General features: G+C 74.2%; 19 protein-coding genes. 10 read left to right on the top strand and 9 right to left on the bottom strand.

Features of this window, described 5'->3' with window-relative positions:
* Positions 1–23: 23 nt before the first annotated feature.
* From ABT095_RS06490 to ABT095_RS06480, 3 genes are all read right to left on the bottom strand, one after another.
* The gene (locus ABT095_RS06490) at positions 24–944 is read right to left on the bottom strand and encodes a TetR family transcriptional regulator (protein ID WP_350528154.1); all 921 of its coding nucleotides are present in this window, start codon (positions 942–944) and stop codon (positions 24–26) included.
* 182 nt (positions 945–1126) lie between these two features.
* Positions 1127–2902, bottom strand: coding sequence for a 3-hydroxyacyl-CoA dehydrogenase family protein (locus ABT095_RS06485; RefSeq protein ID WP_350528153.1), 1776 nt, complete (start codon positions 2900–2902; stop codon positions 1127–1129).
* Positions 2903–3276: 374 nt separating this feature from the next.
* Positions 3277–4311: a helix-turn-helix transcriptional regulator gene (locus tag ABT095_RS06480; protein WP_350528152.1), complete on the bottom strand. Its 1035-nt coding sequence runs from the start codon at positions 4309–4311 to the stop codon at positions 3277–3279.
* Between the two features lie 157 nt (positions 4312–4468).
* On the opposite strand from ABT095_RS06480, the gene ABT095_RS06475 reads away from it, so the two are divergent.
* From ABT095_RS06475 to ABT095_RS06435, 9 genes are read left to right on the top strand one after another with little or no spacing between them, the layout of a single operon-like run.
* The gene (locus tag ABT095_RS06475; RefSeq protein ID WP_350528151.1) at positions 4469–4624 is read left to right on the top strand and encodes a hypothetical protein; all 156 of its coding nucleotides are present in this window, start codon (positions 4469–4471) and stop codon (positions 4622–4624) included.
* Positions 4625–4674: 50 nt separating this feature from the next.
* A complete protein-coding gene (locus ABT095_RS06470) occupies positions 4675–5961 on the top strand; it encodes an ATP-grasp domain-containing protein (protein WP_350528150.1) in 1287 nt (428 codons plus the stop codon).
* 29 nt (positions 5962–5990) lie between these two features.
* Positions 5991–7226, top strand: coding sequence for an NAD(P)/FAD-dependent oxidoreductase (locus ABT095_RS06465; protein WP_350528149.1), 1236 nt, complete (start codon positions 5991–5993; stop codon positions 7224–7226).
* 12 nt (positions 7227–7238) lie between these two features.
* Positions 7239–8609, top strand: a complete 1371-nt coding sequence (locus ABT095_RS06460) for a SidA/IucD/PvdA family monooxygenase (RefSeq protein ID WP_350528148.1) — start codon at positions 7239–7241, stop codon at positions 8607–8609.
* Positions 8606–9931, top strand: coding sequence for a glutamine synthetase family protein (locus tag ABT095_RS06455; protein WP_350528147.1), 1326 nt, complete (start codon positions 8606–8608; stop codon positions 9929–9931). The genes ABT095_RS06460 and ABT095_RS06455 overlap by 4 nt, the downstream gene beginning before the upstream one ends.
* 38 nt (positions 9932–9969) lie before the next feature.
* Positions 9970–10437: a redoxin domain-containing protein gene (locus ABT095_RS06450; RefSeq protein ID WP_350528146.1), complete on the top strand. Its 468-nt coding sequence runs from the start codon at positions 9970–9972 to the stop codon at positions 10435–10437.
* Positions 10430–11713 carry an MFS transporter gene (locus tag ABT095_RS06445; protein WP_350528145.1) on the top strand — a complete coding sequence of 428 codons (1284 nt, stop codon included), beginning with the start codon at positions 10430–10432 and terminating at the stop codon, positions 11711–11713. Before ABT095_RS06450 ends, ABT095_RS06445 begins: the two co-directional genes overlap by 8 nt.
* Entirely contained in the window at positions 11710–12927 is a 1218-nt protein-coding gene (locus tag ABT095_RS06440; protein WP_350528144.1) for an ATP-grasp domain-containing protein, read from the top strand. The genes ABT095_RS06445 and ABT095_RS06440 overlap by 4 nt, the downstream gene beginning before the upstream one ends.
* Entirely contained in the window at positions 12924–14294 is a 1371-nt protein-coding gene (locus ABT095_RS06435) for a hypothetical protein (protein ID WP_350528143.1), read from the top strand. The genes ABT095_RS06440 and ABT095_RS06435 overlap by 4 nt, the downstream gene beginning before the upstream one ends.
* 59 nt (positions 14295–14353) lie before the next feature.
* Here the strand turns inward: ABT095_RS06435 and ABT095_RS06430 are convergent, their stop codons facing one another.
* The 6 genes from ABT095_RS06430 to ABT095_RS06405 form a co-directional block, all read right to left on the bottom strand.
* Positions 14354–16057, bottom strand: a complete 1704-nt coding sequence (locus ABT095_RS06430; RefSeq protein WP_350528142.1) for a methyltransferase — start codon at positions 16055–16057, stop codon at positions 14354–14356.
* A gap of 31 nt (positions 16058–16088) precedes the next feature.
* Positions 16089–17261 carry a 4-hydroxybenzoate 3-monooxygenase gene (locus ABT095_RS06425; protein ID WP_502884828.1) on the bottom strand — a complete coding sequence of 391 codons (1173 nt, stop codon included), beginning with the start codon at positions 17259–17261 and terminating at the stop codon, positions 16089–16091.
* Positions 17262–17380: 119 nt separating this feature from the next.
* Entirely contained in the window at positions 17381–17875 is a 495-nt protein-coding gene (locus tag ABT095_RS06420; RefSeq protein WP_350528141.1) for a hypothetical protein, read from the bottom strand.
* Between the two features lie 11 nt (positions 17876–17886).
* The gene (locus ABT095_RS06415; protein WP_350528140.1) at positions 17887–18072 is read right to left on the bottom strand and encodes a hypothetical protein; all 186 of its coding nucleotides are present in this window, start codon (positions 18070–18072) and stop codon (positions 17887–17889) included.
* A gap of 341 nt (positions 18073–18413) precedes the next feature.
* Positions 18414–19928 carry an MFS transporter gene (locus ABT095_RS06410; RefSeq protein ID WP_350528139.1) on the bottom strand — a complete coding sequence of 505 codons (1515 nt, stop codon included), beginning with the start codon at positions 19926–19928 and terminating at the stop codon, positions 18414–18416.
* Positions 19929–20025: 97 nt separating this feature from the next.
* Positions 20026–20712 carry a TetR/AcrR family transcriptional regulator gene (locus ABT095_RS06405; protein ID WP_502884827.1) on the bottom strand — a complete coding sequence of 229 codons (687 nt, stop codon included), beginning with the start codon at positions 20710–20712 and terminating at the stop codon, positions 20026–20028.
* Between the two features lie 195 nt (positions 20713–20907).
* On the opposite strand from ABT095_RS06405, the gene ABT095_RS06400 reads away from it, so the two are divergent.
* On the top strand, positions 20908–22248 hold the full coding sequence (locus ABT095_RS06400) for a type I glutamate--ammonia ligase (protein WP_350528138.1): 1341 nt from the start codon (positions 20908–20910) through the stop codon (positions 22246–22248).
* The last annotated feature ends 10 nt before the right edge of the window (positions 22249–22258 follow it).

Here is a 22258-nt window from a genome sequence, read left to right as displayed (position 1 = left end):
ACTGACCTGCGAAAACGCAGTGGTCAGTTGGATCTTGGGCTGCCGAGGGCAGCACGGATGGAGTCCACCACGACGTCCAGCGGAGCGTCCGTGCGGGCGACTGTGATGAGCACCTCACCGCCCGGCGTGGCACTGAGTGCGCTGATGGCACTCGCCTCGTCCGGAGTGACTGTGTCACCACTGGCACCGGGTGCCACACCGAAACCGCGGCGCCGGGAGCCCCGCGGCGCGGTCGCCCAGAAGGTGTTCCGGATGACCTCGAAGGAGTGGTCGAGCTGCGCCTCCGGGTCACCCAGACCGCCCGCCCGCAGCCAGCGCCGCAGCACGTGGTTGTGGGCCGCGACCACCGCCGCAGCCGAGACCTCGGCCAGCATCGAGTCGTCGTCCCCGCCGCGCTGCCAGCCCGGCGGGATCTCCTCGGCCGCGTCGAAGCGGCCGAGCAGGTAGCGGGTGAACAGCCGCTCGTACCGGGAGACCACCGCGATCTCGCGCTCGCGCAGGGCCGGCACCTGGCGGATCAGCTGGTACCGCGCGACGGACACCCCCGGGGTGGAGGCGTACATCCGCAGCACCTCCTTGATGCCCCGGCAGACCACGTCGAGCGGGTGCTCCTCGTAGTCCGCGCTGGCCAGCAGGTCCGCCACCCGCACCAGGGTGTCGTCGTGGTCCGGGAAGATCGCCTCCTCCTTCGACCGGAAGTACCGGAAGAAGGTGCGCCGGGCCACTCCGGCGGCGGCCGCGATCTGGTCGACCGTGGTCTCCTCGTACCCCTGGGTGGCGAACAGCTCCATCGCCGCCGCCGCCAAGTCCTGCCGCATCTGCAGGCGCTGGGCCGCCGCCCGCCGGTGACCCGCGCCGGCTTCGGCGGGGCGCGCCGCCTCCGGCGGCTCGACGGGCTGCGGGGCGGTCTCGGAGGTGTCGGTGGTTGACTGTGGCCGGTCCATGCCCGGAACGCTACACGGCTGGGCGGGGCCGGTGCCGGGCCCACGGCGCCGGACCGGGGCCACCGGCCCACCGGCCACCGGCCGGGGCCAGTGGGCCGAGGGGGCGGCCGGGTTCCAGGCCGGCCGCAGTGGCGCCGGCACTCCTCGGGACCCGCCGCCGGGCGGCGGGGTCGACAGGGCACTCATCGGCGCGCGTGGTCGCGGAAGCCGCGCCCGGTCTTGCGGCCCAGGCAGCCGGCCGCCACCAGGTGCTCGAGCAGCGGCGCCGCGGCCAGGCCCGGCTCGCGGAACTCCTGGTGCAGCACCTGCTCGATGGTCAGCGAGACGTCCAGGCCGACCACGTCGAGCAGCTCGAACGGGCCCATCGGGTAGCCGCAGCCCAGTTTCATCGCGGTGTCGATGTCGTCCACCGTCGCGTAGTGCTCCTGCAGCATCCGCACCGCGTCGTTCAGGTACGGGAAGAGCAGCGCGTTCACGATGAAGCCGGCCCGGTCGCCGCACTCCACGGCGTGCTTCTTCACCTTGCCGCAGAGTTCGAGCACGGTTGAGGTCACGTCCTCGGCGGTCAGCACGGTGGAGACCACCTCGACCAGCTTCATCGCCGGGGCCGGGTTGAAGAAGTGCATCCCGATCACGTCCTGCGGGCGGCTGGTCGCCGTCGCGCAGCTGATCACGGGGAGGGAGGAGGTGGTGGTCGCCAGTACTGCGCCCGGCTTGCAGATCTTGTCCAGGGTGGTGAACAGCTCGCGCTTGATCGCCAGGTCCTCCGCGACCGCCTCGACCACCAGGTCGGCGTTCGCCAGGTCCTCGTAGCGGCCGGTGGGGGTGACGTTGGCGAGCGCGGCGTCGCGCTGCTCGGCGCTCAGGCGGCCCTTGGCCACCGAACGCTCCAGCGACTTCGCCAGCTGCGCCTTGGCCTTGTCGGCCTTCTCCTGGCTGCGGGCGGCGAGGAGCACCTGGTACCCGGCCTTGGCGAAGACCTCCACGATGCCGGTCGCCATGGTGCCGGAGCCGCAGACGGCGACCTCGCGCACCTCGCGACCCGCGACCCGCTCCTTGGCCGCCTTGGCGCTCTCCGTGACCACCTTGGACGAACCCGGCGCCTCGTAGGTGTAGAAACCACGCCCGGTCTTGCGGCCGAGCAGTCCGGCCGAGACCAGCTGGCCCAGGATCGGCGCGGGGGCGTGCAGGCGGTCGCGCGACTGCTCGTACATCGCCTCCAGGACGGTCCGGGCGGTGTCCACGCCGATCAGGTCGAGCAGCGCGAGCGGGCCCATCGGCAGGCCGCAGCCGAGCCGCATCGCGGCGTCGATGTCCTCCCGGGTGGCGTACTTGGACTCGTACATCGCGGCGGCCTGGTTGAGGTACGCGAACAGCAGGCCGTTCACCACGAACCCGGCCCGGTCCCCGGCCGCCACCGGCTCCTTGCCCAGCTCACGGGCGAAGGCGGCGGCCTCCTCCGAGACCTGAGGGGCCGTCAGGACGGTGCGGACGATCTCGACCAGCTTCATGGTGTGCACGGGGTTGAAGAAGTGCAGGCCCAGCACCCGCTCGGGGCGGCCCGTCGCAGCGGCGATCCTGGTGACGCTGAGCGCGGTGGTACCGGTCGCCAGCACCGTCTCCGGCGGGCAGATCCGGTCCAGCTCGGCGAAGATCTCCCGCTTCAGCTCCAGCTGCTCGGGGACCTCCTCGATCACCAGGTTCGCCGCCGCCGCTGCCGTCAGGTCTGCCCCGACGGAGATGTTGGCCAGCAGCGCGGCACGCTCCTCTGCGGTGAGCCGCTCGCGCTGCACCGCGCGCTCGGTGCTCGCCTCGATCCGGGCCAGCGCCCGGACGGCGGCCGGCCCGTCGGCCTCGATGCCGATCACCTGCCGCCCGCTACGGGCGATCGCGACGGCGACACCGGCACCCATGGTGCCGAGGCCGACCACGGCGACGGTGGGGAAGGGACGCTCCATTGTCCTGACTCCTTGTCATGGACCCCGGGCAGCAGCCTCTGTTTTCGGGTATGCCGAGTGGCAGGCCCGGAGGCGAGGGAGGGTACGGCGGCACGGGGCGGCGGGAATGACGGTTGCGGCACACGCTGCGGCAGGCCGGTCCGCTCCGGCCGTGCGCGGGTGTGACGTGGTGCTCAGGCGCTGAAGATGTCGCTGCGCTGCACTCGGCAATACCGGCACCCGAACCCCGCCCGGACAGCGTGCGTTGGCACGACGGGCGGCGGCCCCGCTGGTGCGGCTCCCGAAGCCCAGCGGTGGTGCGTGCGGTCACTGTAGCGAAGTTACCGCCCGGTAGGAAGGGGTCAGTCTGTAACGGAACCCGGGGTGTTCTCGGCTCAGTTGTCGGCTGCCCGGCCCGGCCCGCCGGAGGTGTCCGGGTCGGTCGCCAGCAGGTACCCCAGGTGGGTGCGGTTGCGCGCGCCGAGCCGGGTCATCAGCTTGGCGATGTGCTGGCGGCAGGTGCGCTCGCTGATGCCGAGCTGGCGGGCGATGGCGACGTCCTTGTCCTCGTGCAGCAGCAGCCGGGCGATGGCCCGCTGCATGTCCGGGACGATCAGCTTCTGCTTGCGGGTCTCGTAGGCGGAGGCGAAGGGGATCGCGCTGCTCCAGGACGCCTCGAAGGTGCCCACCAGGAAGGCGATCAGGTCCGGTTGCCGGATCTTCAGTGCGCCGCCGCCCTCGGCCGGGACGAAGGCGAGTCTGCGGTCGAAGACCAGCAGGCGGGGGAAGAGCGTGTTGAGGGTGCGGATCTCGGCGCCCGCCGCGGTCAGGCGCTCGGCGTAGGCCTCGGTCGCGGGGTTGAACCGGGCGCTGTGCTGGTAGATGGTGCGCATCCGGACGCCGCGGTCGAGGAGCTCGGAGTCCCGGGTCAGCGCCTCCGCCAGCACCTCCACCGGTCGGGGTCCGCCGGGCTGGGCGGTCAACAGGTCCGTCGCGCACTCGGCGGCCGCCTTGTCCAGCAGCACGTTGACGTCGGAGGCCGGGATCACCGCCACGGCCCGGTCGTCGGCCCGGCCGCCGGTGGCCTCCGCGAACACCGTGCGCAGGGCGTCGAACCCGACCGTCGCGCCGTCGATGCGCTCCTGCACGTCCTGCAGCCGGGCCCGCAGCGGCCCGAGCGTGCGGGCCTCCGCCACCTGGGGCGCGCAGGCCCGGAGGGTGCCGTCCTCGGCCGGCTGCAGCAGGTGGAAGGCCAGCAGCTGTCCGACGGCGGCCTCGGCCCCGGCCTCGGACAGACCGGCCGTCGCGGCCAGCTGCTGCCGCGTCAGCGGGCCCTCGCGCAGGGCCGCGGCGTACATCCGCTGCAGGTCAGGGGCGTACGGGCCGGAGAGCGGTCCGATCTGTCCGTTTACCTGGTGTTCAGATGCCATTTGTACTGCCTTCATGTTCCGTCATTGCCTCTACATGATCCCTGACGGAGGTGGTCCGTGCACTGACCGGAGGTGATGATCGGAACGAGCCGAGGGTGCGACCGAGCACCGAAGGCCGGCTCGGAACGTGCAAGAGCAAAACGGGGTGGAGCTCCACATGAACAAGATCAAGCGCTGGATTCTCGTGCTCACGGCGGCCGCCGCCGTGACGGCCGGCCTGCAGTCGGCCGCCGGGCTCGAGGCCGGTGGCCACCAGCTGGGCGCCGGCCGGCCGGTCGCGCACCTGGCCACGAAGGACACCGGCTGGGGATGAGCCGACCGCCCGCCTCCGGTCGTAACCATCCTCGAACGAAAGTTGTCGCCATGGACGCGAAGGACCTCCTGCTGCTGGTCCGCGTCGGCTGTCTGCGCGAGCAGGCGCTGACCTCCTGGACCGCCCGGCCGGACCTCGAACTGGCGGTGGCGGAGAGCGCCACCGCCGCCTACCTCCGGCTGGCCGAGCGCCAGATCCCGCTCTCGCCCGAGCGCCCCGCGGAGGAGGTGTACCAGGCCTGTCGCGCCGTGCTGGCCGCCGCCGACGGCGCGAAGGGCGTGATCGGCTTCCTCGACTCGACGCTGCCCCTGGTGGCCCGGCTCGCCGAGGAGTTCGGCCTGCCCGGCTGCTCGCCGCAGACGCTGCAGCACCTCACCGACAAGGCCTGGGCGCGCGGACGCTTCGCCGAGTCGGGCGTGCCCGGCCCCGGCTTCCGCACCCTGCGGGCCGGCACCGCCGCCGGAAACCGGCCGGCCGCCGTCGCGGGGCTCGACTACCCGCTGATCCTCAAACCGGCGGACTCCTCGGCCGGCCGCGGGGTGATCCGGGCCGCCGGGCCCGAGGAGCTCGACGCCGCCTGGGAGACCGCGGCCCGCTTCACCAAGTCGGGGGTCCTGCTCGCGGAGGAGGAGTTGATCGGCGAGGAGATCAGCGTCGAGACGGTCACCGTCGCGGGCCGCACCGTGGTGCTGGCCTGCACCGAGAAGCTCAGCACCCGCGGCGAGGCCTTCGTCGAGCTCGGCCAGGCCACCCCGGCCCGCCTCGACGGCGCGCTCGGCACGGAGGTCCGCGAGATCGCCACCGCCGCCCTGAAGGCGGTCGGCTTCGACCACGGCATCGCGCACACCGAGATGATCCTCACCCAGGCCGGCCCCCGGATCATCGAGGTCAACCCGCGCCCGGCCGGCGACTGCATCATGGACCTCGTCCGGCTCACCACCGGTGTGAACGTCTACGACCTCGCCGCCGACCTGGCGCTCGGCCGGCCGGTCGACCTCGACGCGCTGGAGCGGACCGCCTTCACCGGCGGCGCGGCGATCCGCTTCCTGACCGGCGAGCCCGGCGTCGTCCGCCGCATCGACGGCGTGGCCGCCGCGGCCGCTCGGCTGGACCCGGCCCGCGAACGGATGGTCCTGCTGACCAGGCCGGGCGACACCGTCGACGCCGTCTCCACCAACCTGCACCGCCTCGGCTACGTCATCGCGGTCGGCGACTCCACCGCGGCGGCGCTGGCGCGAGCCGAGGAGATCGCCGCGCTGGTCACCGTCACCACCTCCGCCGCCGCCCAGGGCGAGCGGCCCGCGCACCGGCTGCCCAGTTCGGAGTGCTGGACCTGATGAGCGGCCCCACCACGACAAGGACCACCATGAGCTCGCCCGACTCCTACTGGCTCGCCACCGGCCCGGCCTGGACCAGGCCCGCCGCGGCCCTGCCCGCCCGGGCCGGGGTCTGCGTGCTCGGCGCCGGGGTGATGGGTGCCACCCTCGCCTACTGGCTCACCAGGGCCGGGCACCGCCCGCTGGTGATCGAGCGCAACACCGCCCCCGCCATGGGCTCCTCCGGCCGCAACGCCGGCCGGCTGATCCAGGGCGGCAACGCCCAGCACGCCCTCGCCGTCGAGAAGTACGGCCACGCCGAGGCGCTGGCCATCTACCGGGCCACCCTCACCAACCGGGACCTGGTGCGTGAGGTCGCCGCCCGCGAGGGCATCGCGGCCACCCGCTTCCCCACCGCCAAGCTCGACCTCGCCGTCGAGGAGGACGAGGCCCTCGAACTGAAGCGGACGGCCGAGGCCCTGCGCGCCGACGGCATCCCGGCCGAGTGGCTGGACCTGCCCGGCTCGCGGGCGGCCTTCGGCACCGACCTGCCCGACACCGTGCTCGGCGGCCTGTACCGGCCCGACCAGGACTCGGTGCACTCGGTCGGGTACGTCCGCGGCATGGCGGAGGCCGCCGCGCGCGGCGGAGCCGAGTTCGCCTGCGGCGTCACGGTGGCCTCGGTGGCACCGGCCGCCGGGGGCGGCTGGCTCGTCGCCACCGACGCCGGCCAGGTCCACGCCGAACAGGTGGTGGTCGCCCTCAACGTCTGGACGCCCCACCTGCTGCCGGAGCTGGCCGAGGTCATCACCCCCGTCCGGGGGCAGCTGGTGCAGACCGCCCCGGTGGACTTCCGCATCCCGCAGTGGGGGCTCGACCGCGGCCTGCTCTACGGCGGACAGACGCCGGACGGCTCCCTGCTGATCGGCGGCCTGCGCAACACCGTGCCGGGCCGGGACGAGGGGATCGAGGTGCCGGCCGGCAGCAACACCCCGGCCTTCGCACCCGACCTGGCCGACCGCCTCGCCATGGCGCTGCCCGCGCTGCTGCCGGAGGCCGCCGGGGTGCCGGTGGTCCGGGCCTGGAGCGGCGTGATGGCCTTCACCCCCGACCGCTGCCCCCTGGTCGGTGCCTGGCCGGGCACCGAAGGCCTCTGGGTGCTGGCCGCCTTCAACGGCCACGGCATGCCGTACTCGCAGGTCATGCCGGAACAACTCGCGGAGCGGATCCTCGGCGGCCGGGGCGCAGGCATCCCCGCCGCCTTCGACCCCGCCCGTTTCCACTGAGGGGGAGCAACCATGTCGAACTCAACCACCCTGGACCGCCACCCGGCCGGGGAGGCCTGGGAGACCGGGCCCGCCGGTGCCCCTCTGCTGGTCATCGGCGCCGGCCCCAAGGCCATCGCCCTCGCCGTGAAGTCGCGCGTGCTGCGCGCCGCCGGCTTCGACGTACCCGAGGTGCTCGCCGTCGAGCGGGACTCCACCGCCGCGAACTGGCGCGAGGGCCGGGGCTGGACCAACGGCCTGCAGCGGCTCGGCACCCTCCCGGAGAAGGACCTCGGCTTCCCCTACGACTGCAGCACCTGGGGTGACGCCGACGACCCGCTCACCGGCGAGATAGCCCGGCGGATGGCCGGCTTCAGCTGGTCCAGCCACCTGCTGGACCGGGGCAGCTACGCCCGCTGGATCGACCGGGGCCGGCCGCAGCCGAGCCACCGCGAGTGGGCGGCCTACCTCGAGTGGGCGGCCGAGCGCGCCGGCCTGCGCACCGTCATCGCCGAGGTGCGGCACGCCGAGATCACGGACGGCGGCTGGACGCTCACCGTGCACGACGGCGAGCGCACGAGCGAGGTGCACGGCTGCGGCCTGCTGGTCTCCGGCCCCGGCCCGACCGCCGGTGCCGTCGACCCCGACGGCACCCGGGTGGTCGACACCGCCGGGTTCTGGCGGCTCGTCACCGAGGGGCTGCCAGCCCGGGCGCGGCAGGTCACCGTCATCGGCGCCGGCGAGACCGCGGGCACCATCGTGCGCGAGCTGGCCGTCGGCCTGGACCGCCAGGTCACCGTCGTCACCCCGCGCGCCACCCTGTACAGCCGGGGCGAGAGCGCCTTCGAGAACCGCTACTACAGCGACCCCACCGGCTGGACCGGGCTCACCGAGGCGGACCGCCTCGAGTTCATCCGCCGTACCGACCGCGCCGTCTTCTCCCAGGACGTGCAGGACGACCTCGCCCTGACCAGGAACGTCACCTGGGAACCCGGCCGGGTGGTCGGCACCGGGGAGGCCGGCACCGGGCAGGTCGAGGTGGAGATCGCGTACGGCGGCCGCCGCCACAGCCACCTCGCCGACCTGGTCGTCGACGCGACCGGCGGCGACCCGATGTGGTTCACCCGCCTGCTCGGCCCGCGCGCCGAGCAGGCCCTGCGCGACGCGCTCGGCGGCGACCTCGCCCGCGAGCGGGTCGAGCGGACCATCGACACCTCCCTCGCCGTCGACGGCATGCCCGCCCCGCTGCACCTGCCGAACCTGGCCGCGCTCGCCCAGGGCCCCGGCTTCCCCAACCTGAGCTCGCTCGGCCGCCTCTCCGACCGCGTCCTCGCGGCCTATCTGCCCGCCCCGGCCGCCGAAGACCGCGCCCACGCCCACTACGAAGGAGCAGCACAGCGATGACCCGGCAGTACGCCACCGACGACCCGGCCCTCGAGGTCGACCTCGTCCAGCTGCTCTTCACCGACGTCGCCGGGCGCCTCAAGACCCTGGAGGTCCCCGCGGACCGCTGGGCCGAGGTGCGCGACCGCGGCTGGACCCTCGACGGCTCCGTGCTGCTCGGGTACGGCGACCCCGAGCACAGCGACCTGCGGCTGCGGCCCGACCCCGCCACCTTCGTCCACCGCCCGTGGACCACGCCCGCCGGACGGACGGTCGGCCTGGTCTTCTGCGACGTGCTCGACGCCGCCGGGCAGCCCTTCGCCGCCGACCCCCGGGCCGTGCTGCGCCGGGCCGTCGCGGCCGCCGAGGCCCGGGGGCAGAGCCCCGTCTTCGGCGTCGAGGCCGAGTTCTATCTGCTGCGCGCGGCCGCCCCCGGCACCGCCGGGGAGCCCGCCGACGGAGCCGGCTACTGGGACCTGAGCGTCGACGAGCAGGCCGACGAGGTCTGCCGGGACATCGCCGAGGCGCTGGCCCTGATGGGCCTGACCGTCGACGGCCACCACCACGAGGTCTGCCCCGGGCAGCGGGAGCTCGTCTTCCGCCACGGCGGCGCGCTGGAGACGGCGGACCGCCTGCTGCTGCTCAAGCACACCGCCAAGGTGATGGCGCGCCGCCGCAACCTGTCGGCGGTCTTCATGCCCAAGCCGCTCGCCCACCTCTACGGCAACGCCCTGCACGTCCACGTCTCGCTGGACGGCGAGGCCGGGCCGCTGTTCCACGACGCGGCCGACGCCGACGGCATGTCCGAGCTGTTCCGCCACTCGCTGGCCGGCGTCCTCGACCACGCCCCGGCCCTGACGGCCCTCGGCAACCCGAGCGTCAACTCGTACAAGCGGCTCGTCCCGGCCTCCGGCACCCCGGTGCACGCCAGCTGGGCCAGGCACAACCGCTCCACCGCGTTCAAGGTCGCGGGCGACACCGCCGCGCCGCGCTCGCTGCGCCTGGAGCTGCGCAGCCCGGACCCGTCGGCCAACCCGCACCTGCTCTTCGCGGGCGTGCTGGCGGCCTTCGCCGACGGACAGGACCGGGCGCTGAAGCTGCCCGAGGCCTGCGAGGAGCCGGCCGACACCCTGACCGCCGCCGACCTCGCCGCCCGGGGCATCGCCGCCCTGCCCACCGACCTCCCCACCGCGCTGCGCGCCCTGGAGGAGGACGCCACGGTGCGCGCCGCCCTCGGCGAACTCGCCGCCGGTGCCGTCGTGCGCAACTCCCGCAGCGACTGGGCCGCCTGGCACCGTGTCGTCACACCGTGGGAGATCGAGCAGTACGCCCAGACCGTGTGACCCAGCCGCCCGCACCACCGATCCACCGAGGAACCACCATGCACCTCACCGTCGAGACCACCGAAGGCCCGATCGCGGTCCCGTCCCCCGAGCACCGCTGGACGGCGCTGTTCTTCATCACCGAGCCGGGCATCGGCGAAGTCCTGCCCGAGCTGGCCGGGTGCACCACCGGGCTGTGCTCGGTGCGCGACACCGCCGCCCGGTTCGCCCGGGCCGGCGTCCGGGCGCTCGGCGCCAGCGCGCACGCCCCGGGGCGGCTGGCCGAGTTCGCCCGGACCCGCGAGCTGGGCTACCCGCTGATCGGCGACGGCGACCTGACGCTGGGCCGGGCGCTCGGCGTGCCGGAGGTGACGGCCGACGGGCGCACGCTGTTCGCCCGGGCCGCGGTGATCCTCGACCGCGGCGGTGAGGTGCGGGCCCTGCTGCACCCGGTGCCGGACCCGGAGCGGCACGCGGAGATCGTCCTGGAGCGGATCGCCGAGCTGGAAGCGGCCGACGGTGTCTGACCTCCGGGGCCGGCTGCGTGCGCTGCTGCCGGAGCCGGGCGCGCCCCGGGCGCTGGCCCTGTCGACCCTGGTCGGCCAGACCGGCAGCGGGCTCCTGCTGCCGGTGAGCGCCCTGTTCTTCACCCGGTCGGTGGGGCTCGCCCCCGCCCAGGTCGGCCTCGGGCTGGCCGTCGCGGGGCTGGTCGGGCTCGCCGCGGCCGTCCCGATCGGCCGGGTCGCGGACCGCTTCGGCGCCCGTGGCACCTATGCGCTCGCCCTGCTCGGGCAGGCCGTGGCCACGGCCTCCTTCGCCCTGGTCCACTCCCTGTGGGCGTTCGTGGTGGCGAACACCCTCGCCGCCCTCGCGCAGCGCGGCGGCAGCGCCGCCCGGGGCGCCGTGATCGGCGGACTCGGCGAGGGGGAGGCCCGGGTCAGGCTGCGGGCCCTGCTCAAGTCGGTGACCAACGCCGGGCTGAGCATCGGCACGGCGCTCGCCGCCCTCGCCCTGGCCGCCGACACCCGGGCCGCCTACCTGAGCATCGTCCTGGTCAACGCGGCCACCTACGTCGGCGCCGCGCTGCCGCTGCTGCGGGTGCCCGCCGTCGCGCCGGCCGGCCCCGGGCCGGGCGCGCCACCGCGCCGCGCGGTGCTGCGCAACCGCCCGTACGCGGTGGTCACCGCACTGTGCGGGCTCACCAGCATCCACTACGACGTGCTGTCGCTCGGCCTGCCGCTGTGGATCGCCGGCCACAGCCACGCCCCCCGGTGGAGCATCTCCGCGGTCATCCTGGCCAACACCGTGCTGGTCGTCCTGCTCCAAGTCCCCTTCGCCCGGGGCACGGGCGAGGCGGCGACGGCGGCAGCGGCCGTCCGCCGCGCGGGCTGGGTCCTGTGGGCGGGCTGGGCGGTGATCGCGGCCGCCGCCTTCACCGGCTCCGCCGCTGCGGCCTTCGCGCTGCTCGTGGCGGGCATGGTGCTGCACACCGCGGGTGAACTCTGGCACTCGGCGGGCAGTTACGGGCTCAGCTACGAGCTCGCACCGGCCGGATCCCACGGCGAGTACCAGGGGTTCTTCTCCCTCGGCAGTGGTGCCACGGCGGCGGTCGCCCCGCTGGTGGTCACCACCGTCTGCCTGGCAGACGGCCCGACCTGGCGGCCCGCCACCGGCTGGTTCCTGCTCGGCCTGGTGGTCGCGGCGGCCGCCGCCGCGGTGCCCGCCGCGACCCGCCGGGCCGAGCGCGACCACGTACCGATCCCCGCCCCCGCGAGGGGCCCCGTACTTCAGGAGTCGGCATGACCACCACCCCCACACCCGCCGTGCTGGTGCTCGGCGGCGGCACCCGGCTGCCCAAGGCCCTGCGCGAGCACGGTAGTTACGTCGTCTACGGCGGCACGCCCGAGGAGTTCACCGCTGCTCACGCCGAGGCCTGCCACGAGGCCTGGCTGCTGGCCGAGGGCGAGCCCGAGGAGTGGGTGCGCCGGGCGGTGGCGCTGCACCAGGTGGTGCCCATCCAGCGGGTGGTGACGGTCCGGGAGCGGTTCCTGACCACCGCGGCCCGGATCACCGACGCCCTCGGGCTGGCCGGCAACCCGCTCGGCACCGTCCTGCTGCTCAAGGACAAGTCCCTGATGCGGGAGGCCTTCGACCCGGCCGTCGACGACAGCGCCGTCCGCGCCCGGCTGATGCACAGCCCGGCGGACGTGGACGCGTTCGTGGCCGAGGCCGGCCTGCCGGTCGTCCTCAAGCCGCGGGACGGCTCCGGCAGCGAGGGCATCGCCGTCCTCCGGGACGCCGAGGGCGTCGCCGCCGCCCGCGCCCGGGTCGGGAGTCGGCCAGGCGAGCTGCTCGCCGAGGAGTTCCTCGCCGGGCCTGAGTTCAGCGTGGAGACCTTCTCCCACCAAGGCGGCCACCAACTCCTCGCCGTCACCGAGAAGTTCACCGGTGACAACGCCGTGGAGATCGGTCACGTGGTGCCGGCCCGGGTGCCCGCCGAGGTGCGCGCCGCGCTGGCGGAGGCCACCTGCCGCTTCCTGGACGCGATCGGGCTGGTCGAGGGCCCCGCGCACACCGAGGTCATCCTCACCCCGCGCGGTCCCCGCATCGTGGAGTCGCACAACCGGCCGGGCGGGGACGGCATCGTCGACCTGGTCCGGCACGTCACCGGCCTCGACATCCGCGACCTGCTCGCGGCCCAGACGGCCGGGGTGCCCGCGCCCCGGGCCGCCGGGGAGCCGGCCGGCGCCGCCGCCACCTGGTTCCTCACCGCCGCCCCCGGCCTCGCCACCGAGGTCTCCGGCTGGGACGCGGCCGCCGCCGCACCCGGGGTGGTGTCGGTGGACGCCACCACCCGCACCGGCGACACCGTCCGCGAACTGCGCGGCTCCGGCGACCGGTGCGGCTCGGTGACCGCCGTCGCCGCCACCGCCGACGAGGCCCTCGGCCGGGCCCGCGAAGCGCTCGCCCTGGTCACCGTCAGCACCAGCGACCTCGAGAACGGAGCGGCCCGATGACCACCGCGACCACGGCCGGCGCCGTCCGCGACCCCCTCACCGAGCGCTACCTCGCCTCGGCGGCGGGCCGCCGCCCGGCCTGGCCCGCCACCCCCGACCCGGCCCGGCTCGACCGCGTGCACACGGCCCTGGAGGACCGTTTCCTCACCCGGCCGGTGTTCCAGACGGCCGAGGAGGCGGCCCGGCTCGCACAGGACCTGAACGGCATGATGGACCTGCTGTTCTCCCTGCCCGACCGGCTCTTCGGCGGGGACGCGCACGCCTTCGCCACCGCCGTGGGCCTGCGCCCCGAGCAGGCCCGGCTCGCGCTGCGCCTCCCGGGCCAGCAGCCGGCCCGGATCGGCCGCGCCGACCTCTACCACGACGGCAGCGGCTTCCGGCTCCTCGAGTTCAACCTCAGCAGCGCACTGGGCGGCCTGGAGACCCCCGAGCTCAACCGCCTCCTCCTGGAGGACCCGGCGACGGCTGCCTTCGCCGCGGCGGAGGGCCTGGCCTTCCCCGACACCCTGGGCCTGCTCGCCGCCCACATCGTCCGCACCGCCCAGGACGCCGGCCGCGCCGGCGACACCCCGCGCATCGCGATCATGGACTGGCCGAGCGGCTACCTCGAGACGGCGCCCTCGATCCGTACCGTCTGCGCCCTGCTCGCGCCGTACGGCATCGAGGCCGTGCCCTGCGACACCGACGCCGTCCGCGAGGAGGCCGGGCGCATCATGGTCGACGGGAGCCCCGTCGACCTGGTCTACCGCTACTTCACCCTCGGCGAGCTCACCGCCGACGCCGCCTCGATCCGGCGTGCGGAGGAGCTGCTCGACGCCTTCGCCCGGTGCGGCGTCCCGGTGCTGTCCCCGGTGCGCACCTCCATGCACGGCAACAAGCGGGCCCTCGCCATGCTGTGGGAGGACCGCTGCCAGGAGACCTACGACGGCGCCGAGCGGGATCTGGTGGAGCGGTTCCTGCCCTGGACCCACGAGCTGCGGCCGGGCACCGCCCTGGTCCACGGCGAGGAGACGGACCTGCTCGCCCACTGCGTGCGCAACCGCCACCGGCTGGTCCTGAAGCCCTCGCACGGCCTCGGCGGCTCCGGCACCGTCCTCGGACGCAGCGTCAGCGACCAGGAGTGGACCGCCACCCTGGCCGGCGCCCTGGCCGGGGGCCACATCGTCCAGGAACTCGTCACTCCCCAGCCCGAACCGTTCCCCCATCCGGAGACCGGCGAACCCACCCCGTGGGTCCTCAACTGGGGCGCCTTCCTGATCGGCCGCCAGTACGCGGGCGCCTTCCTGCGCGGCCTCCCCGCCGACCGCGCGGACGTCATCTCCTACGGCAACCAGGCCCACGCCGGCTGCGTCTTCCAGGCCGCCTGAGCACCTGCCGTTCCGAGCACCTGCCCCGGGCCGGCCTGCGGTCCGGGGCAGTGGTGCGTTCAGCCCTTGCGGGCGTGGAGGGCGGTGCCGCCGAGGGGGAGGGGGCTGAGGCCGGTCAGGGTGAGGCCGGCGTCGGTGAGGAGGCGGGTGTAGTGGGGGGTGGTGCGTTCGCGGCCGCCGACGTTGCAGAGCATGTGGAGGTCCCAGGCGGTGGCGAGGGAGGGGGAGCCGTCGGTGGGGAGGACGCGTTCGACGATCAGGAGGTCCGCGTGGTCGGGCATGGCCTTGGCGGTGTGGAGCAGGATCTCGCGGCAGCGGTCGTCGTCCCAGTCGTGCAGGATCCGGGAGAGGACGTAGACGTCGCCGCCGGGCGGCACGTCCGCGAAGTCGCCGATGTGGAAGGTGCAGTGGTCGGCGGGGAGGCGCCGGCGGGCGGCTTCGATCACGTGCGGGCGTTCGAGCAGGGCGCCGCGTAGCTGCGGGTGGGCGGTGAGGAGACCGGCCAGGAGTTCGCCGGTGCCGCCCGCGATGTCCACGACCGTGCCGCCGGCCGAAGCGGCGGCGGTGATCGCCGGGTGCTGGGCCAGCGGCTCGAACATCCGGGCGCTGGCGGCCATCGAGCGGTCGAAGAGGTCGGCCAGCTCCGGATCCCGGGCGAAGTGCTCGAAGTGGTTCTCGCCGTGCAGGTGGTCGAAGGCGGTCTCGCCGGTGCGGACGGTGTGGGCCAGGTGCCCGAAGGACCGGTAGAACGGCCCGCCGTACATCAGCGCGAGTGGCTGCAGGGAGTGGGCGTGGCTGCTCCGCAGCAGGGCGCCGAGTGCGGTGAGCCGGAAGCCCGCACCGTCCCGGGCGACCACGCCGAGCATCGCGAGGTAGCGGAGGAGAGTGGCCAGGCTGGTCGGATCGGCCCCGACGGCACGGGCGAGAGCGTCGGTACTCACGGCAACCCCGGTGTCCATCGCGTCCGGTACCCGCAGCCGGGCGAACACCGCGAGCGCCTGGGTGGTCCACGCACCAGTCATCAGCCGCAGAAGCGTTTCGGCCGAGACGGTGTCGGAGGGCGTGGCCGAGAGGTGGGCCGCCAGGGCCTGGCGGTGGTCGCCGGGGGCGTACAGCTCGATCCGGCGGTAGCTGGTGAGCGAGGGGACGGTGAAGTAGAGGACGGTGCCGTTCTCGTGCGGGTTGAAGCCGCCGCCGTCGGCCACCGCGCCGTGCTGGGTGAGCAGGGCGGTCAGGCCGCGCAGCGCCAGCGGGTCGGGCCGGAGCACCTCGAAGGCCAGGTGGGCCTCGTGCTGGGTGGCCCGTTCGTGGGCGGCCACCGCGGTGAGCGGCGAGCCCGGCGGGACGGTCAGCGTGAAGACCTCCACCATGCGGGTCGAGCCGTCCGGGCCGGTCACGGTCGGCCGCAGGATGCGGACGTCCAGCTCGGCCGGGTCGAGCCCGTGGCGGTGGGCGAGGCGGTCGCGGACCACCACGCTGAGCTGGGTGCCGGTGCCGGTGGGCAGCCCGGCGGCGGTGAGCGCGGCGCGTAAGGCCTGCTGGTCGGCGGGGAAGACGGAGACCGCGGCGTGGGCGAAGCGGCAGCGGGCGGCCAGCGCCCGCAGCTCCGGCCCGGTCAGGCCGGGCAGCAGGCGGGGGAGCAGCGCGGCGGCGTCCTGCTCCCGGACGAACTCGGCCGCCGCGCGCAGCCGCGCTTCGTCGCCGGGCCCGTCGGGCGCGGCCGCCGGGGCCGGTACGGTCGGTGGGGACTCGACAGTGGTCATGCTGTCCTCAATCGTGGTGGGGCGTACGGGGTCAGATGCCGACGTAGTGCTCGGCGAACCAGCCTTGGAAGCTGCGGGAGGTGCGCAGCGACTCCAGGCGGGAGCGGCGAAGGCGCTCGTCGAAGGCTGAGGAGCGGTCGGGGTGCAGCAGGCGGACCATCCAGCGGGAGAACTCCTGGGCCCGCCAGATCCGGCCGAGGCAGCGCTCGGAGTACCGGTCGAGTGCGGTGGCATCCCCGTGCGCGAGCGCGTCGATGAGCGCCTCGGCCAGCAACTCGGCCGCCAGTACGGCGAGGTTGGCGCCCTTCGCGGCGGAGGGGCTGATCAGGCTCGCCGCATCGCCCGCGAGCAGCAGCGAACCGTGTCGCAAGGTCTCCAGGACGTCCGACTCCAGGGTCACCAGCGCCCGCTGGGTGATCGGCCCTTCGTTCAGCGGCCCGTACCGCTCGGCGCCGAGCCGAAGCCGCAGTTCGGCCCAGATCCGCTCCTCGGGCCAGGCCTCGAGGCCTTGCTCGCACTGCAGGTAGTAGCGGGTGAGCTGCGGCGTACGGGCCATGTGGCCGGCGAATCCGCGCGGGTGGACGGCGTAGGCGACGGCGTCCAGGCTCGGCGGGGCTTCGGCGAGCAGGGCCAGCCAGGAGGCGCCGTGGTCGCGGCGGAGAGAAGTGGCGCCCGGCGGCAGGGAGCGCCGGGCCGCGCCGTGGCGGCCGTCGCACCCGGCCACGTACCGGGCCTCCCAGCGGACCGGCGCACCCTCGGCCGAGCGGGCCGACACCCACGGCCGGGGGCCGTCGGCGTCGTGGACGGCCAGTGCTTCGACGCCGAAACGAATCTGCCCACCGGCGGCCTGGTACGCGGCCAGCAGGTCCGCCACCAGCTCCTGCTGCGGGTAGACGGTGTGCGGTTCGCCCAGGCTGCCGTAGTCGAGCCGGAACCGGCCCGCCTCGGTGCGGAACTCGCAGCTGTCGTGCCGGGTGCCGTGCCGTAACAGCCCGTCGGCCAGCCCGTGGCGTTCCAGCGTCCGTACGGTCTCCGGCGCGAGGTACCCGGCCCGGGCCCGCTCGGCCAGCGACGCCTGGCCGGAGCGTTCCAGCACCACGCAGTCGATGCCGCCGCGCTGCAGCAGGTTGGCCAGCACCAGCCCGGACGGACCGGCGCCGAGGATCAACACCCCGGTGGTGCGGTCTTTCTGATCTTCTGTCACAGGAAGTGGATCTTAAGCATGGAAAACCGCCCCGAACGGCCCAATTCACCCGTATGGCGGCGAGGCGGGTGGAACTGGGGGTTCCGTGCGGGGCCGGACACGACAGCGGGGTGCGGGGCCTACCTCAGGAGGAGGCCGGCCGCTGTGGCCAGCAGCAGGCCGGAGAGCGTCCAGAGGACGATCTCCGCGCGGCCGGCGGGCGGGTCGGGGAGGTCACCGGACCGGGTGGGCCGGGGGCCGAAGAGCGCTCGCAGCTCGGGGCCGGTCAGGTTGACGTTCTTGACCACCGACTCGCCGAAGGCGGCCGTGGTGTCGATGCGGATGCCTGACACCGGGTAGGGGAACTGCTCCCAGAAGACCCGGGCCTCGGCGTGGGCGAGCGCGAGGGCGTCGTCCACGTCGTGTTCCTGGCCCGAGTAGCTGACGTCCAGCCGGTAGCCGTCGGCCGTCCGCTCGCCGGCGGTGAAGCAGGCGTACGTGGGCAGCGCGGCGACCAGCTGGTCGACGCCCGGGTAGGAGGGCTGGCAGGGCCCGTTCCAGCGGTCGGCGGTGGCGGCCGCCCCGCCGGTCGCGAGAGCGGCCGTCAGGGCGAGGGCCGCCACTGCCCTACGCATCCGCGCCGACATCAGATGCCGCTCCGGGGGGTGTGGAGCTGACCGTTGCGGGCCTTCCGGTAGAGCTGGTGCTCGACCCGGCCGAGGCCCGCCCACCAGGGCGAGTCCGCCCGGGCGTGGTAGCCGCGCCAGTCGTTGGTGGTGTCCATGTATCCGTCCCAGTAGGGGCCCCAGCCGTCGTTCTCGTGGTCGAGCACCAGGTGGAACGAGCTCCAGGTCGGCTTCCTCGGCCGCGGCCCGGGTCATGGCACAGGACCAGCTGGTCCGGGCGCCGTGCTTGTACTGCTCCAGCATGCCCCGGCCGTTGTGCGGCCAGTACTTCGGGGTGCGGTGGTTGGTGATCGGGCCGCCAGCCGGACGCTCATCAGGACGTCTCCGCCGGGCGCTCCTGGCTGCCCGGCCACCTGTAGCGGGCACTCCGGGTGCCCGCGAGCGGGTTGCCGGACTCGTCGCTCGCCTGGCCGCAGACCCGCCCCGGAAATGCCGACGGCCTCCACGACCGGGGTGGTCGTGGAGGCCGCGGTTGGTGCGGGGTGCCTCAGTGGGCCATCACCGGGATGGCGTCCTCGGCGGTGGCACCGTCACCGGAGGCCACCTCGCGGGAGCCCTGGTGGCCGGCGTTGATCAGCACGGCGGCGATGGTCGCGGCCAGGATCAGGATGCCGAAGGACCACCAGATCGCCGTGGAGTAGCTGTGGACCATGGTCTCCAGCTTGAACAGGCCGAGCTGCGCCTGCGAACCACCGGCCGGGTGGTGCGACTTGCCGAAGGCGGTGGCGGCGCTGTTGGCCACGGTGGCCAGCAGGGCGGTGCCGATCGCGCCGCCGACCTGCTGCGAGGTGTTGACCATCGCGGAGGCGACACCGGCGTCCCGCGGCTCGACGCCGTAGGTGGCCAGGCTCATGGCGGGCATGAACGCCGTACCCATGCCGAGGCCCATCAGGATCAGGCCGGGCAGGATCTGCGCGGAGTAGTTCCCGTCCACCTTGATCTGGGTCAGGATCAGCATGCCGAGCGAGGCGACCAGGAAGCCCGGCGCCATCAGGTAGCGCGGGGCGACCCGGGTCATCAGGCGGGCGCCGATCTGGGTGGAGCCGGTGATCATGCCGGCGACCATCGGGAGGAAGGCCAGGCCGGTGGTGACCGGGGTGTAGCCGAGCACGACCTGCAGGTAGTAGGTCAGGAAGAGGAACAGGCCGAACATGCCGATCACGGCCAGGCCGAGCGAGAGGTAGACCCCGCCACGGTTGCGGTTCCAGACCACGCGCAGCGGCAGCAGCGGCGCCTTGACCTTGCTCTCGACCAGCACGAAGGCGCTCAGCAGCACGGCGGCGGCGACGAACAGGCCGATGGTGACACCGGCGCTCCAGCCGTCCGTCTCGGCGCGGGTGAAGCCGTAGACCAGCGAGACCAGACCGGTGGTGACGAGCAGCACGCCGGGGATGTCGAGCTTGTTGCGGTTGCGCCCGCCCTCGGGCTCCCGGATGACCATCACGGCACCGGTGATCGCGACCACGGCGAACGGGATGTTGACGAAGAAGGTCCAGCGCCAGTTCATGTACTCGGTGAGCAGACCGCCGAGGATCAGGCCGATCGCACCGCCACCACCGGCGATGGCGCCGTAGATGCCGAAGGCCTTGGCCCGCTCCTTGGCCTCGGTGAACATCACCGCGAGCAGCGAGAGGGCGGCCGGGGCGAGCAGTGCGCCGAAGACACCCTGGAGGGCGCGGGCGCCGAGCAGCATCGAGGTGTTGGCGGCGGCGCCGCCGAGCGCGGAGGCGAAGGCGAAGCCGCTCAGGCCGACCACGAAGGTGCGCTTGCGGCCCCACAGGTCGGCGAGGCGTCCGCCGAAGAGGAGCAGGCCACCGAAGGCCAGCGCGTAGGCGGTGATCACCCACTGGCGGTTGGCGTCGGATATGCCGAGGTCGGCCTGGGCCGAGGGGAGGGCGATGTTCACGATGGTCGCGTCGAGCACGACCATCAGCTGGGCGAGGCCAATGAAGGCCAGGGCCTTCCAGCGCCGGGGATCCGGCAGCAGGGAGGTTTCGGACATGGTGGTACCCACTTACGTGTGTTTCGGGCGTGCGGAAGCGCTGGGTTACCGCGCGAAGTCTTTGCGGGAAGTCTCTGGGTGAAGTCTTGAGCTGTGGTCAGAGCTGACGGCGGAGGTCGGCCAGGGAGGTGGGCCGGCCCGGCAGCGTGGTCGCCGTCGGGGCCCGCAGGCCGTCGAGCAGCAGCTGCAGGAAGCGGTGGGCGTACGGGTCGAGGTCCAGACAGGCGGTGCCGGGGAGCGGACGGGTCAGCTGGGCGAGGGCGACCACGATGTCTCCCGCGCCGATGTCGGCGCGCAGCTGGCCGCTGCGGTGAGCCTGGTCGACCAGGCCGGTGACGGCGGCGTCCAGCCGGTCCTTGGCGGCCTGGATGTCGGGCGCGGAGTGGTCGACGTGGTCGGAGATCATCGGGCAGAGCGCGCCGATCCGCTCGTCCGCGGCGTTGTGCACGAATCGGCTGAGGGCCTCGAAGGCGTCGGGCTCCTCGGCGGCCGCGCGGTCGGCGCGGTCGGCGACCCTGGTCATCACGGCCAGCGTCACGTGGTGCGCCAGCTCGGCGCGGTCCGCGAAGTTCCGGTACAGCGTCGCGTTGCCGACGCCGGCCCGGCGGGCGATCTCGTCGAAGGGCACGTCGGCGCCCTGCTCCACGAAGATCTCCAGGGCGGCCGTGATGATCCGCTCGCGGTTGCGGCTGGCGTCCGCGCGCAGGCGCGGGGCCTTGGCCGGCGAGGCCTGGGTCAGCGAGGCCTGGGTCGGCGTGGCGGCGGTCTCGGTCGTGGTGGTCACTGTCGGTCTCCTCTCCGCCACGTACCGGGGAACTTTTCCCCGCTTCAGACATAGTAGCTAAACGGACAGACTTTCCCCGGATATTTCTGGCGGCTAAGTGGCCTGCGTCACATCCCGGCCGGTCGGTCCACGTCCGAGTGAATGGCTCGCCCGGCCTCCCGCCCGTCGGGGGCCGCCGGGGCCAGCATGGGCCGCATGACCACCACGCACCCCCGGGCCGACCGGGCCGCCCACGCCCGGGCGGCCGAAGCCCAGCTCGCCGCCGACGGAATCGACGGGGTGGTGTTCGGCTGGGTCGACAACTCCGGCCTCACCCGGGTGAAGTCCGTGCCGCTGGCCCAGCTCGAGCACGCCGCCGAGTACGGGGTCGGCGCCGCCCCCTGCTTCGACGTCTTCCTGGTGGACGACTCCATCACCAGCTCCCCGGACGGCACCGGCCCGGTCGGCGACCTGCGGCTCGTCCCCGACCTCGACCGCCTCACCCCGCTCGCCGCCCAGCCCGGCTGGGCCTGGGCCCCCGCCGACCGGTACCGCCAGGACGGCACCCCGCACCCCGGCTGCCAGCGCCGGTTCGCCCGGCAGGCCGTCGAGGCGCTCGAGCGGCGCGGGCTGACCGTTCGGGCCGGCATCGAGGTCGAGTGGATGGTCGCGCGGGAGGACGGCACCCCGGCTACCGTCGGGCCCGCGTACGGGATGACGCGGTTCGTCGAGCTCTCCGACTACCTCCGTGACGTCATGTGCGCGCTCACAACCCAGGGCCTGGCTGTGCTCCAGCTCCACCCCGAGTACTCCGCCGGGCAGTTCGAGGTCTCGGTCGCCGCCGAGGGGCCGGTCGAGGCGGCCGACACCGCGATGCTGGTCCGCCACACCGTCCGGGCCGTCTCGGCCCGGCACGGGCTGCGGGTCTCCTTCGCCCCCGTCTTCGCCGAGGGCGCCGTCGGCAACGGCGGTCACCTCCACCTCAGCCTCTGGCGTGACGGCCGGAACCTCGGCCACGGCGGCCCCGGCCCGCACGGTCTCCACCCCGAGGCAGAGCACTTCCTGGCCGGCGTCCTCGCCGAACTGCCCGCGCTGCTCGCCCTCGGTGCCCCCGGCGTCGCCTCCTACCTGCGGCTCGTCCCCTCCCACTGGGCCGGCGCCTACCGCTGCTGGGGCCTGGAGAACCGCGAGGCCGCCCTTCGGTTGATCACCGGCTCCGCCCCCGGCCAGGCCAACGCCGAGCTCAAGTGCTTCGACGCCGCCGCCAACCCGTACCTGCTGATCGGCGCCGTCCTCGCCACCGGCCTGGCCGGCCTCGACGCCGCCCTCCCCCTCCCACCCGAAACCACCGGCGACCCGGCCGGCCTCGACACCGCCGAACGCCTCCCCGCCTCGCTCCCCGAAGCCATCGACGCCTTCGAGAAGTCCGCCCTCCTGCGCGAGGCCCTCGGCCCCACCCTCTTCGAGTCCGTCCTCGCCGTCCGCCGCGCGGAGGCGGAGCTCTTCGCGATGCACACCGACGCGGATGTCATCGAGGCGGTGCGCTGGCGGTACTGACGGGCCCGTA

Source organism: Kitasatospora sp. NPDC002227, assembly GCF_040296285.1.
GTDB lineage: Bacteria > Actinomycetota > Actinomycetes > Streptomycetales > Streptomycetaceae > Kitasatospora.
This window is presented reverse-complemented; position numbering and strand designations above follow the sequence as displayed.

Coding starts and splice junctions, on each gene's coding strand:
- ABT095_RS06455 (WP_350528147.1), top strand. CDS start 8,606: ATGACCCGGCAGTACGCCACCGACGACCCGGCCCTCGAGGTCGACCTC.
- ABT095_RS06430 (WP_350528142.1), bottom strand. CDS start 16,057: ATGACCACTGTCGAGTCCCCACCGACCGTACCGGCCCCGGCGGCCGCG.
- ABT095_RS06470 (WP_350528150.1), top strand. CDS start 4,675: ATGGACGCGAAGGACCTCCTGCTGCTGGTCCGCGTCGGCTGTCTGCGC.
- ABT095_RS06435 (WP_350528143.1), top strand. CDS start 12,924: ATGACCACCGCGACCACGGCCGGCGCCGTCCGCGACCCCCTCACCGAG.
- ABT095_RS06410 (WP_350528139.1), bottom strand. CDS start 19,928: ATGTCCGAAACCTCCCTGCTGCCGGATCCCCGGCGCTGGAAGGCCCTG.
- ABT095_RS06400 (WP_350528138.1), top strand. CDS start 20,908: ATGACCACCACGCACCCCCGGGCCGACCGGGCCGCCCACGCCCGGGCG.
- ABT095_RS06465 (WP_350528149.1), top strand. CDS start 5,991: ATGAGCTCGCCCGACTCCTACTGGCTCGCCACCGGCCCGGCCTGGACC.
- ABT095_RS06490 (WP_350528154.1), bottom strand. CDS start 944: ATGGACCGGCCACAGTCAACCACCGACACCTCCGAGACCGCCCCGCAG.
- ABT095_RS06480 (WP_350528152.1), bottom strand. CDS start 4,311: ATGGCATCTGAACACCAGGTAAACGGACAGATCGGACCGCTCTCCGGC.
- ABT095_RS06460 (WP_350528148.1), top strand. CDS start 7,239: ATGTCGAACTCAACCACCCTGGACCGCCACCCGGCCGGGGAGGCCTGG.
- ABT095_RS06450 (WP_350528146.1), top strand. CDS start 9,970: ATGCACCTCACCGTCGAGACCACCGAAGGCCCGATCGCGGTCCCGTCC.
- ABT095_RS06475 (WP_350528151.1), top strand. CDS start 4,469: ATGAACAAGATCAAGCGCTGGATTCTCGTGCTCACGGCGGCCGCCGCC.
- ABT095_RS06440 (WP_350528144.1), top strand. CDS start 11,710: ATGACCACCACCCCCACACCCGCCGTGCTGGTGCTCGGCGGCGGCACC.
- ABT095_RS06485 (WP_350528153.1), bottom strand. CDS start 2,902: ATGGAGCGTCCCTTCCCCACCGTCGCCGTGGTCGGCCTCGGCACCATG.
- ABT095_RS06420 (WP_350528141.1), bottom strand. CDS start 17,875: ATGCGTAGGGCAGTGGCGGCCCTCGCCCTGACGGCCGCTCTCGCGACC.